We start from the raw sequence: 12968 nt of genomic DNA, 5'->3' as shown, positions 1-12968 counted from the left end.
TGGTCTCAGCCACGCTTCACGTCGCCAGTCTTCCTTCCAAACGTTGACGTTTGACCAGCATCCCAAGCGGCGACGACTGTCGCATCTCTAACTGGCTCATATGTCGCATCTCTAAACGGCCGCTACAATGCAAAAATCAGATAATCTATCTTATGGAACACAACGCAGGTTTTGTTTCCATTGCTTTGCTTAATGACAACAAGATGCTTGGACCTGATCCGCGTCTTCAGACGCGATAGCGCGTACCAAGACAAATCTTGACATGCTGAAGCGAGTGCACGCGCAAAAGTCCGCCTCAGGGATTGAGGCAACAGAAGGCTATCCTGGGCCGCTTCTCTGACCGGACGTACTTCGCTGCCAGCTCGTGCCTTTCAGATCCCCACGGCACATTGTACCTTCGGGTCGGTAGCAACGATTCCATAGAACGCCTGTTATTACAGGCGTTTCCAGTCACTCACTCACCCAGTTTCTGAGCCGAAACCGCACTCTTTGGAGCTTTGGTATGGTTAACGGGATCCGTATGATCCTCGTTCGCCACATCTAGCGACCCGAAAGCTTGAACTCCGAGGTTACCTCCAGCGCGCGGTCCTGGCGCGCTTCGACGCCTTCAGGCTGGCGGTGTGTGAGCAAGGTGCGGTCACGCTCGCGGATCAGTTCGGTTATTTGCGGCTCGTAGGCGGCGAAAATTGCCGTCAGCCAACGGTTCACGAGATAAGACGGCCGCGGCATCTGTACGTCGAAGCGCGGCAAAAGAGCGATCGTGCCTTCCGCGCCGAGCCAGTCATCTCCGACCACCCACTGGTTTACCGTGAAAAGCCGCAAAAGGCGCCCGTGAGCGTCGACCCCCACAGCCGCGAGATGGTGGATCGGCCCTCGCGGTCCTTGCGGTCGCAAGAAGCAGTGGAAATGGCCGTGTTCTTCCGCTGCCTCTTCAGCCGGGTGGCAGTGATAGAACCACTGAGCGCCGCTCGTCGGGTCGAACACATCGCCTGTCGGGTAGTGGTCCCAGGCCTTGATTTCGGCCGTGTCGCGAAAGGTCTCGCTGAGCACGTTGAGACCGCCCTTGGCGAGCAAGGTTTCGCAGTAGGCGATCTCGCGGCGCGCGAGTTCTATGGCTTGCTCAGCCATTTTCCTGGTCCGGTAAGGGAATGGGCGGCGGAGGCGGCGGAAGCTTCTTGCTCTCGGTCGGGAGGGGAACCGGCGGCGGCGGCGGCGCGAGCTTGGGTGCCGCTGCCGTGCAGGGTGCCCCGGCGGCACAAGGCGCGATGGGCACTGGCGCGGGCGGCGGAGGTGGTGCCGCGAGCGGAGCTCCGGCGGCGCAAGGCGCACCGGCCGCACAAGGCGCGGCAGCGGCGCACGGGGCACCTGCGGCACAGGGCGCCGCCCCTCCCGCCGAACCGGAGGCCGCTGCCGGCTGGGCGCGCGGAACGGGATGACTGTGGTGATCGACTGCCACAGCGGCGGTCGCTGCCGCCAGCGCTGCACCGAAAAGAAGCGTGTTCCTTGTCGTCATTTCTTCTTGAACCCGTCGAGACCGAAAAGCGGACGCATCCAGACGCCGACGAACGAGCCGACAAAGGCAGTCGCAAACCACAGCCAGCCATGCAGGCTGCCCGAAGCGATGCCTGAGAACAGCGCGCCTATATTGCAGCCGAAGGAAAGCCGTGCCCCATAGCCCATCAACAGACCGCCGACGACGGCCGCGAGCATGGAGCCGAACGGAATTTTCGCCTTCGGTGCGAATTTTCCGGCAAGACTCGCGGCGGCTGCCGCGCCAAGAACGATACCGAAATTCATCACCGATGTAACATCGGCGAGCACGCTTGCATTGAGCGCCGCTTGCGGCCCCGGCCAGTTCCAGAACTCCCACGTCGCGACCGGTACGCCGACCGCCTGCGCCGCCTTAGCGCCCCACAGGCCGAAGCCGAACGTGACCGACCAGGGATGGCCGGCAAGCAGCAGCGTGGCGACATTGAGCAAAGCCATGAGCAGCCCTGCCCCAACCAGAGGCCATGGACCGTAAAGCAGCCAGGCCCAACCCGCACGCGACGGTTCCGGCTCCCTTTCGATGTTGCCATGCGCCCGCCACTCGATCACCGCCGTCGCCAGGGCAACGAGGCCGAGCCCTGCGAGCGTCGCGAGGATGGCAGTGCCGGTCCCGAGCTGCCGTCCGAGATCGATCGTGCCGAAGGATGGAAGGGTCAGCCACCACGGAAGATGCGCCGAGCCGATGAGCGCGCCGACGATGAAGAAGGCAAGCGTGACGAGCATGCGGGCGGAACCGCCGCCGACCGTGAACAGTGTGCCCGAACCGCAGCCGCCGCCAAGCTGCATGCCCAACCCGAACATGGCAGCCCCGACGAGTACGGAGACCCCGACCGGCGCCAGCGCGCCGACGAGCGGCTGGCCACCGAGGCTGCCTGCCGAGATCAGCGGGATCATGGCCAGTGCCGCCACGCCGATCATCAGCATCTGGGCGCGGATGCCGCGCCCGCGACGCTCGACCACCATCCGGCGCCACCCGCCCGTGAAGCCGAAGGAGCCGTGATAAAGGGCGACCCCCAACAGGCCGCCGACGACGAAGAGGGCCGCCTGCCGCAGATCGATCAGCTGCGCGATGACGAGAAAGCCTATCAGCAGTGCGCCGCCGGCTACGAGCGCCGGCCCACGATCGACAATCGCCGGCGGCAAATATCCCGAACGATCAAAGGAAATGTCGGTCATTTCGAATTCCTGCCGCTTGTGCGGCATTGGTCAAATCGCGAATGTCCGCAGCTTGCGGACATTCGCCTGTTCTTCCGCTACCGCGGATCGGTCCCGGTCCGCTGGCGTCAGGTGCCCGACTTGTTCTCGACCGGGCGCGCCGGGTCGGCCGTCCATTCGGCCATCGAGCCGTCATACATAGTGGTGTTCTTGTTGCCTAGCACCTCGGACAGGGCGAACCATGTTACGGATGCCCAGTGCCCCGTGTTGCAGAAGGCGATGTTTTCCTCTTCCGCAGCCAGACCGGCGGCCTCGGTCAGGGCCTTCACAGTTTCGGGTCGGACGAAAAGCGCGTGGTCCTGACTGTAGAGCTTGGAGTGCTCGATATTGATCGATCCAGGAATAGTGCCGTTGGCGCGCACGACCGGGCTCTTGGACTTGCCCTCGTGCTGCTCGGCCGGCCGGCCATCGATGAGCTTGACGCCGGCCTTAAGCGCGGCAGCGACTTCCTCGGTCGTCGCCAGCAGTTTTTCCTGCGGCTCGGCGTGGAACGACGCCGGCTCGGGCTTTACGGCCTCGGCGGAGCGTGCCCCGCCGGCGGCGTCGTACTGCCGCCACCCGCCGTCGAGGATCGAGACTTCCTCATGGCCGAGATATTTGAACGTCCAATAGACGCGGGTCGCGCCACCAAACTCGGTCGAATCCGTACCCCAGGGCACGATGACGACGTGATCGTCATCGTCGATGCCGAGATCGCCGATCAACTTGGTGATCTGCTCCAGCGGCGGCAGCATGCCGGGGACGCCACCCACCTCGGTACGCCAACCGGCGCTCGCATAGGGGGCGACCACCGCGCCCTGGATATAGGGCTTGTCGCCAAGTTCTGTCTCGGCGACCTTGTCGCGGATGTCGAGGATGACGACGTCCTTATCGCCGGCATGCGCCTTGACCCATTCGGCATCTACGAGTGGACTGATGTCGGCAGCCAGCGCTGAAGAGGCGAGGAAGGACAGCGTGAAGGCTAATGATGCGATGCGCATTTCGTGAGGCTCCCGAATTCATATGTGAACCTCATCTACCCCGCGATGTACGTCGAGTCAGGACATGGTTTGGCTGGAGATCCGCCAACTCTTGGAAAATCTTTCTGTACGGTACCAGCGATGCGGTAAGCCGCGTCGAGGACGCCCCGCCGGGAGCGTCCGCTGCTCCTGTGCAGCTGCATTGTCTCCGGTCGTTTCCTCAGAACTTGTGGCTCAAGCGCAGCGAACCGGCATGACTGTTGTAGGTGTCCGAGAATGAGCCGTTATATTCCACGCGGAGACCGAAGCCGCTATCCGTTGCAAGATCGATGCCCGCGGTTACCCGCCCGACCACGTCTGCCAGCGGCACCTCGCTGTCGAACATGCCGATCACGGCCGGAGCACCGGCCAGCCGGGCCGAGGTATCCCAGCTGTCGACCGTGCTGAAGCTCACTCCTGCGCCTGCAAACGCCCGCATCACCGTCGTTTCGTTCACCTCGACCCGCATGCCGACCTCGATAGCCGGGGTTGCGTGGAAGCTCCATTGGCCGGAGTCGTCAACCAGGAGATCGAGCGCGCCGGTTCCCGACTCGCGATAACCGCTGGCATGCGAGTAGATCAGATCGAGATCGACCAGAGGCCGCACATAATAGGGCTCCTGCGCGAAGGTATAGGCGGCGCGTACCCGGGTGCTGAGGTTGTAGATCTCCGGATCGCCCTCGGCCTGGCCGGCGAAGCCCGGAATGCGGATCGTGCGCGTGTTGTCGTACCAACCATAGCTGCCGGCGACGGCGCCCGACAGCAGCCATGGGCCGATCTCATGCTTCAGCGAGGCGCCGGCATAGATGATGTCGCCGTCGGCGTTGACCCGGCCGTCGTCGCCGCGAATGGAACTGCGGTCATAGCCACCGGCGAAGCCGACGAACCAGTCCGGCGATACCTCCACCTGAGCCCCCGCCCGAAGAGCGTAGGTCGTCGTATCGAAGCCCGACACGCCGCCGCCGGCCTTCTGGTCCAGTGTTTGTGCGCCGGCCTGGCTCCACATGCAACTCGTCTCGACCAGAGCCGAGGTGCCATCGGCAAACATCGGGCAGCTCAATAGCAGGTCGAGACGCTGCTGCGTCATGGCGATGCTGCCGGCCGCGGCCGCGCCCGAAATGCCGGGCGACATGTCGGAGAGAGCAGCCGCGTAGTCGCCGGAATCGTGGTCGGCCAGAGATCCGAGCGTGCCGAAAAGCGTGCCGAAGGAACCGCCGCCGGCGTCCCAAACCTCCTGCAGATGACCGGCGACATTGTTCTGGTCTTCGTTCAGCACGGCACCGGGATCGGTGAAGTGAGCCGAGTCCGCTGAAACCGACAGCTCATTTCCCGCACGGCTGATGGAATAATCGAAGATCGACGACTCGGCGCTCAACGAATGGTCCAGGGCGCCTTCGACAGTGAGGAACGGCAGGCTGATGTCTGGCAGGACGCTGATGGCGTTCACCGTCAACTTGCCGGCGAGCGTGGCGTCGCCGTCGATGATCAGCCGGTCCATACGGAAGCCGGCGAAGTCGGCGGTGATCCCCAGCAGCCCACCTGCGTCCTGCGTGAGGTCGCCTGTGATCCGGGTGCCGTCGATACCGCCGGAACGACCGATCGTGAGGCTGCCATGATTCATTACGTCAGCCTCGTAGATCTCCGCATCCGCCAGCAGGCCGCCTGCCTTGTTGACAACGGAGACCGCCGTGTCGCCGCCCAAGCGGGCCACCCTCGACATTTTGGCCGCGACGGGCAAGGCTCCTTTCAAGCTGCCGCTGATGGTACCGGCGTTGTTCACCATCAGGGTGCTGTCTCCGGGCGAGTTTACGCCGGCGGTATATTGAACGGCGACGCCCGAAGCGGCCGAGACGCTGCCTCCGGAGTTGACGGTCAACACGTTGTTTTTACCGGCCGAAACCCAGATGCCGGCACCGGTGTCGCCGGAACCGCCGGTGACAGTACCACTGACGGTCACATCGACCGTGCCGTTGTTGTCCGTTCCTGCATCGCTCTGCGCGAATATGCCGATCGAGTCCTTGCCGGACGCCTGAATAGTCCTGCCGGCAGCGAGGCTGACCGTAACATTGCCGCTCTTGCCGTTCGACGAGAGATTTCCGTTGGAACCGATAAAGGCACTCGTCGCATTGCCGCCGAAGCCGCCGCCGCCCCCGATCGACTGCGCCAGCACGCCGAAGGCGTAGTCGCCGCGCGTGAAGATGCTGCCGTCGGCCGTGACGGCGACGTTGCCACCGTCACCGTAGCTGCCGGGGCTGTTGCCGGTGAAAGAGAGCGGCGCATCCGAGGCGGCGCCGCCAACACCGCCGCCGCCGCCGATCGACTGGGCGACGAGGCCATGAGCGGCTATGCCCCGCGTCGTGATCGAGCTCTGGCTCGTCAGGTCGACGGTGACTGCGCCGCCGTCTATTGTTCCACCGCCCGAGCCGCCCACCACCAGCGAGGCAATGCTGTCGGCCTCGCCAGCGCCGCCGATGCCGCCGCCGCCGCCGATCGACTGGGCGACGAGGCCGAATGCCCGTGCGCCCGAAGTGTTGAGGGTCGTGCCGACGCTGAGATCGACTTCGCCGCCGCTGCCGCCGACACCGCCGCTGCCGCCGACAACGAGATCGATCGTGTGGCTGTGCTCTTTTTCGGCGGCGGTGCTGCTTCCGGCGCCGCCGACGCCGCCGCCGCCGCCGATCGACTGCGCTACGATGCCGTGCGCGTCATCGCCGCTCGTCGAAAGGTTGATCCACCCCTTGGCGGTGACCGTACCGCCGCTGCCGCCGGCACCGCCGCTGCCGCCGAAGCCGCCGCCGACCGTGATCCTGCCTGCCGCCTGGTCGGAACCATCGCCGCCCTGCCCGCCGCCGCCGCCGATCGACTGCAGCAGCACGCCATAGGCGCTGTATCCCGCGGTGCTGATGCTGTTGCCATGATTGTCGTCGAAGGTGACGTCGACCGCACCGCCATTGCCGCCCGCACCGCCACTGCCGCCGACACCGACGGTGATGTTGGCCGTTGCCTGGCTTCCGGACGCGGTGGAGGTGCCGCCCGCACCGCCGCCCCCGCCGATCGACTGGGCGACGATGCCGTCGGCCCAGTCGCCCAACGTGGCGATGCGACCGGCATGCGTCAGCGTGACCGCGTTGCCGTTGGCGGCCGTACCGCCAGTGCCGCCGTCGTCGATGGTCGCGCCGACACTGACGCCGAAGCAGTAGCCGGATTCACCATCGCCGTCGACGCTGGAGCAATCGCTCTCTCCCTCGTCGTCGAGCGGCTCGGAACCGTCGGAAGTAGCCTGCCCCACCGAGCCGCCCAGCCCGCCGCCACCGCCGATCGACTGCGCCAATACCCCGTCGGCATCGGCGCCAAAAGTAGTGATCTTACCTGCGGTGGTGACGTCGACCGTGCCGGCCGAGCCGCCGCTGCCGCCGGTGCGGCCAAGCGAAACGTCGACAGATGCGGAGAAAGCGCCGCTGCCCTCTTCCGATTCTTCGGCTTCCTCGCCGCCGGGCAGACTGGCGCTGGCCGAAAGCCCGACGCTGGCGCCCTGCGAAGTCCCGCCGCCACCGCCGATCGACTGGACGAGCACGCCGCGCGAACCGGACCCGCTGGTCTGCAGGCTGGTGCCGCCGTCGAGCGTCACAGTCGCGTTCCCGGCGCCGGCGCCGCCGCTGCCCGATCCGCCGATCCCGACTTTTGCCGTCAGGTTGAAGCCGCTGCCGATCTGCTTGCTGTTGACACTGCCGACGCCGCCATTGCCGCCGCCGCCGCCGATCGACTGCGCCACGATCGCATTGGCATAGTCGCCGGCCGTCGCCACCGAGGCGCTGTCATCGAGATCGACCGTGACGGTACCGCCATTGCCGCCGCCGCTGCCCGAGCCTCCGACCGAGACGCCGATGTTGGCGCTAACCGTGTCCACCGTGCCCGCCGTCGCGGCCAACGACGACGCGCTGCCGCCATTGCCGCCGCCGCCGCCGATCGACTGCGCCACGAGGCCATGCGACGAAGCGCCTTTCGTGGAGACCGCGGTGCTGCCGTCGAGCGTCAGTGACACCGCGGCGGCGTCATGGGACGATCCACCGCTGCCTCCAACCGCCGTGGAGACGCTCATCGCCAGGGAGACGTCCTCACCGGTCGGCACCGCCACGGTGAGTGCGTCGGCAATCGAAGAGCCGCCACTGCCGCCGCCGCCGCTGATCGACTGCGCGAGCACGCCGATGGCATCGGTCACGTCGCCGTCGTCCTGTCCGGTCCAGATGGAACTGTCGGTCAGATGCACTGTAACCTTGTCGCTGTACCCGCCGTTGCCACCGGTACCGCCGACGGCGACCGACGCGGTGAAGCCGAGACCTGCGGAATAGGAGCTCGCGGTACCGCCGGTGCCGCCGCCGCCGCCGATCGATTGCGCCACGATGCCCGCGGCGTGCGAGCCGCCGGTCATCAGGCTGAGGCCCTGGAAGCCGACATCCACGGTATTTGCATAGCCGCCACCGCCACCGCCGCCCCCGATCTGGAAGCTGCCGAACCCGGCATCGCCGCCCGTGGCGTTGCCGCCATTGCCGCCGCCGCCGCCGATCGACTGCGCGAGAATGCCGACCGCTCCGGAACCCCCGGTCGCGATCGTGACGGGCTGCGGCGCTCCGGAACCTGCGGAGCAATCGCTGCTGGGATTCGCATTGGTGACGCAGACCCATCCGCCGCTACCGCCACCCGAGGCACTGCCGCCGACGCCCAGCCCCGGAACCGCAACCGACATATCGATCACATCGCCGCCATTGCCGCCGCCGCCGCCGATCGACTGCGCCATGATCGCATGCGCCATTTCTCCCTGCGTGGTGACCGAACCGCCGGACAGCAATATGTTGGCATGAGTACCGTAGCCGCCGGCGCCGCCCGAGCCTCCGACGCCCGCGATGCCTTCAGCACCGCCACCTGAACCGCCGCCGCCGCCGATGGATTGCGCCATGATACCGATCGCCGCGTCGCCGGCGGTGCTGATGGCACCCGAGCTCCGGACCTCGGCAGTACCGCCGTAGTTGGCGGCGCCGCCGGTACCTCCGATAGACAGCACCCCGCCCGCCGTGCCGGCAGCGCCGCCGCCGCCGCTGATCGACTGCGCGATGATGCCGTGCGCGGAATAGCCGGTCGTGGTGATGATTCCGGTATGCTGGACGCTGGCCGTCTCGGCCTTCCCGCCGTCGCCGCCATCGCCACCCAGCTCGAGCGTCAGCCCGTCGGCGATGCCGCCTGTGCCGCCGCTGCCGCCGATCGACTGTACCAGGATGCCATAGGAATGGTCGCCCGAGGTGTCGATCGTCCCGCCAGCATTGTTGATGGTGGCCGTATTGCCATCGCCGCCATTGCCGCCATTGCCGGCACCGCCGCCGAGCACGTCGGTGAAATCGCCGCCCGTGCCGCCGCCGCCGCCGATCGAATGCAGGGTGACCGCAGCCGAAAAGTCCCCTGTCGTCGTGATCTTGGAGCCAGCAGTGACATACGCGCCGACACCGCCGGCATTGCCACCGTAGCCGCCGCCGCCGCTCGTTCCGACAAGGGCCGTGTCGTCGCCGCCATTGCCTCCCTGACCGCCGATGCTTCCCCCCAGCAGGCCGTAGGCCTCAAGGCCGTCGGTCTCGATGGAACCGCCATAGACGTTGATCTGAATCTCGCTGACGTCGCCGCCTTTACCGCCGGAGCTGTCCTTCTCGCCGCTGGCGCCGTCGCCGCCTCTACCGCCCTGCGCCAGCCCGACGACGCCGGCGACATAATCGCCTTTCGTCGAAACCGTGACGCCCGATTGGACGCTCAGGGTCGAGTTGAACGCAGAGCCGTTCCCGCCACGACCTCCGGTCGTTGACTTGGTGCCGGCGCCGCCATCACCACCCTGGCTGATGGCAACGATGCCGCCGGACAGTTCGTTCGGACCGGAGCCGGTGGCGACCACGGTGATGTCGGAATAGGTGTCGATGATGAACTGGTCGCCGTCCGCGCCGGCGCCGCCATTGTCGGATGAATCCTGAGAGGCCGTGCCATAGGAGCCTTGGCTCAACGCATAGATGCCGCGCACGCTGTCGGCACTGTTCGAGTAGATGTTGATCGCACCGACCGAGGCATTTCCGCCGGTTGATCCGTTGCTGATGCGGATGGCGCCACCTGCCCCACCCGCGCCATTGTCGTGCCCCCCCGCCTGGCCGATGGATTGGGCGGCGAGACCCCAGACATAGTCCAGCCCGTTCAGCGGGTTGGTCGCGCTGCCGAGATTCACCTGTCCAGTGTTGGTGATGCTGATGCTTCCGCCGCTGCCGCCGACTCCCCCGAACTGGTCGCCTGCCGCGCCGCTGTTCTGGTTGCCGCCGGTGCCACCCTTGCTCACGGCATGGATGCCGGCCATGCCCCTGGCCGTATTGGAGCTGAGCGACTCTACGCTCAGCGCTCCGTAGTTGGTGATCGTCAGCGCGCCTCCGGACCCGCCTGCCCCACCGTTGGACTTGTAATTGTCGTTATCCCCGTCCCCCGAGCCGCCGAAGCTCGTCGCGGAAATCAGGCTGCCGATCGAGCCTGGATCCGTCGAGGTGGTCAGAGTTATGGGCCCGTAATTGGTGATCGTCACGGTGCCCCCTGCGCCGGCGCTTCCCTCGTCGACGCCAGCGCCACCCATTGTGTACGTCATGATGACACCGCCGACGGAATCCCAGGGCATGGTGTAAGGGAGACTGGCGCCGGCCGTGTACGAGGCCTGGGTGTCGATCGTTATGTTCGCTCCGGGATCACCGTTCTTCTCATCCTTGTCATCCACACCACTGTCGCCCCAACAGGCCGACCATGTGTATCCATAGTCGACCTGGCCGATCGTCTGGGTTGCACTTCCATTGCAACCCGCATACGCCTCGCCGGCCAGGGCCGCCCCGCCGAGACCCACGGCCAGCACGAACAAAAAATGCGACGTGTTCCGCTCGGACGGAAGCGCCGCTTGGTCGCCGGGCCGGAATGCTGTGAGCGAAGACCTCGGCCGGGCTTTCCTGCTTCTGGTGGCGTGCTTCATCCGATGTATCCCCCCGAAAAATGGCGCCCGTACAGCGAGACACGGCGGCAAGCCTTGCACCGCCATGTTCAACGTGCGAGTGTGCGACGCACTGAATATGCGACTCCTCATAGGTATTAATGATGCGCTCTCCGCGCATGGACACGCCCTATTCGATGAACCGGTCGATCTACTCGGTGAAGAGACCAATCCAGCCCGGGGATGACGGCAATTAGGGAATTACAGCTTCGATGGTTGTCATTGCCGAGCCCGATCCTCGTCGCGAGCTGAGTGGAGGCCACATCGCGGATCCGAGCTCCGGGCGGAGCCGGATGACGCGAAAAACCGACAGGTCGGGCACCGTTCTGGTGGGTGCGCTCGGTTCGTTCTGGCGGGCGCAGACGGCCGGCTGGCTCTTCGGCGCGCTGTTTGCCGTCGTCAGCCGTATTCTCGCATTCGAGGACGTGGCGTTCGCGTTTGCATTGACCGCCGTTCTCGAGCCCCTCGGCTTCGCGCTCACCACCCTTGCTTACCGGGTATTTCGCCACCGGATCGGCGGCGTCACGCTGACGGTCGTCGCGGTCGCCCTGGCGCTCTCGATTGCCGGTGGCCTGCTGCAGATGCTGATCGCCAACGGAATAAAGGACATCCTGCAGCCGAACATCGATCCGGACTACGGCGCCAACGGCTCGGTGATCCCGGCGATCTACTATACCCTGATCTTTCTGGGATGGTCTCTTGCCTATCTCTGGATCAAGGCGGATGCCGACGCGAGAAAGCAACGGATCCGGCGCCACCGGGCCCGCGAGGAGGCGCTGCGGGCCGAGCTTCACCAGTTGCGCCTGCAACTCGATTCGCACTTCCTGTTCAACGTGCTGAACACCGTGGCGATGGAGATTCCCGAGGAGCCGGACACGGCGCTCGAGATGATCCACCGGATCACGGCCTATCTGCGCTATTTGCTCGAGAACCAGACGCGTCGCATCTGTCCGCTCTCGGACGAGATCGAAGCAATGCTCGCCTACATCCGTATCCAGGAGCTGCGGTTCGAAGGCCGCCTCGATTTGATGGTCGAGGTGGACCCCGCGGCCCGGTCGATCGCCGTGCCGCATCTCATTCTGCAGCCGCTGGTGGAGAATGCCGTGAAGCACGGACTGCGCTCGTCGGCCAGCCGTTTCGCGGTCGGCATCACCGTGGAGCGTCGAGACGCCGACCTCGTCATCGAGATCAGCAATCCCGGCAGGCTGGAAGCGGGCGAACGTGACCGCCCGGCCATCGGTCTCGCCAACATTCGCCGCCGGCTGGAACTGCACTATCCGCTCGGTCACGCATTGACACTGATCCAGGCCGGCGACAACGTGATCGCGCGCCTGATGCTGAGGGGGGATGCATGCTTCGCGTGATGGTTGTCGACGACGAGCCGCCGGCCCGGCGAGGGCTGAAACGTCTGATCCAAGCGCACCCGGATGTCGAAGTCATCGGCGAAGCCGGTTCGCTGGACCAGGCGCAGCAACTGACGCATGCCCTGCGGCCAGATGCGATCTTCCTCGACATCGATCTTGGCGACGATAACGGATTCGGCCTGATCAAGCGGCTCGATCAGGTGCCGGCGATCGTCTTTGTGACCGGACACGGCACCTACGCGCCGCAGGCGTTCGACGTCGCAGCGCTGGATTTCCTGCTGAAGCCCGTGGAGCGGCAACGTCTGGCATTGACCCTGGACCGGCTGCGGCGCTATCGGCGCGCGCACGACCTTGACGGCAAGATCGAGGACACGGCAACAGCGCCGGTAGCCACGCCCGACAGGAGACGCCTGCACATCAGGATGGCGGGCCAAACAGTCGTCCTGCCGACCGACGGGATCGCCATGCTCGCCGCCGAAGCGGACTTCACGCGCATCGTGATGGCGGATGGGCGGGACTATTTGGTGTGCCGGCTGCTCGGCCAATGCGGCGCAGACCTTCCGACGCCGCCATTCTTCCGCGTCAGCCGCTCCCTGATGATAAATCTGGATCGGGTGGTACGCGTGAGAACGCACGACAAAGGGCGCTCGCTCCTGTCGCTCGGGCGGTCCCTTGCGCCCATCATGCTCGGTCGAATCGCCACCACGCGCTTGCGGCGTGCGCTCGACGGAGTCCAGCGAGTGAAAACTGTATCTGACGGGAATGACGCTCCCGCTTGACCGATCAGACCGGCGC

6 protein-coding genes are annotated in these 12968 nt (G+C 65.7%); 2 read left to right on the top strand and 4 right to left on the bottom strand.

From position 1 onward, the window contains the following. Window positions 1-540 precede the first annotated feature (540 nt). The 4 genes from CN933_RS31680 to CN933_RS30100 all read right to left on the bottom strand — a co-directional run bounded on the left by CN933_RS31680 (window position 541) and on the right by CN933_RS30100 (window position 10791). The gene (locus tag CN933_RS31680) at window positions 541-1128 is read right to left on the bottom strand and encodes a DUF6969 family protein (RefSeq protein ID WP_180980856.1); all 588 of its coding nucleotides are present in this window, start codon (window positions 1126-1128) and stop codon (window positions 541-543) included. A gap of 381 nt (window positions 1129-1509) precedes the next feature. Further along, the gene (locus CN933_RS30110; RefSeq protein ID WP_180980855.1) at window positions 1510-2724 is read right to left on the bottom strand and encodes a YeeE/YedE family protein; all 1215 of its coding nucleotides are present in this window, start codon (window positions 2722-2724) and stop codon (window positions 1510-1512) included. 107 nt (window positions 2725-2831) lie between these two features. After that, window positions 2832-3743, bottom strand: a complete 912-nt coding sequence (locus CN933_RS30105; protein ID WP_102763302.1) for a sulfurtransferase — start codon at window positions 3741-3743, stop codon at window positions 2832-2834. A gap of 199 nt (window positions 3744-3942) precedes the next feature. Then, window positions 3943-10791, bottom strand: coding sequence for an autotransporter outer membrane beta-barrel domain-containing protein (locus CN933_RS30100; RefSeq protein ID WP_180980854.1), 6849 nt, complete (start codon window positions 10789-10791; stop codon window positions 3943-3945). A gap of 230 nt (window positions 10792-11021) precedes the next feature. Between CN933_RS30100 and CN933_RS30090 the strand changes: the two genes are divergently transcribed. Then, window positions 11022-12173: a sensor histidine kinase gene (locus tag CN933_RS30090; protein ID WP_102763301.1), complete on the top strand. Its 1152-nt coding sequence runs from the start codon at window positions 11022-11024 to the stop codon at window positions 12171-12173. After that, window positions 12161-12952: a LytR/AlgR family response regulator transcription factor gene (locus tag CN933_RS30085; protein ID WP_102763300.1), complete on the top strand. Its 792-nt coding sequence runs from the start codon at window positions 12161-12163 to the stop codon at window positions 12950-12952. Before CN933_RS30090 ends, CN933_RS30085 begins: the two co-directional genes overlap by 13 nt. The last annotated feature ends 16 nt before the right edge of the window (window positions 12953-12968 follow it).

This window comes from Sinorhizobium sp. M4_45 (assembly GCF_002885915.1).
GTDB classification, from domain to species: Bacteria; Pseudomonadota; Alphaproteobacteria; order Rhizobiales; family Rhizobiaceae; genus Sinorhizobium; species Sinorhizobium meliloti_A.
The sequence above is the reverse complement of the archived record's forward strand: the minus strand, read 5'-3'. Positions and strand labels throughout refer to the sequence as shown.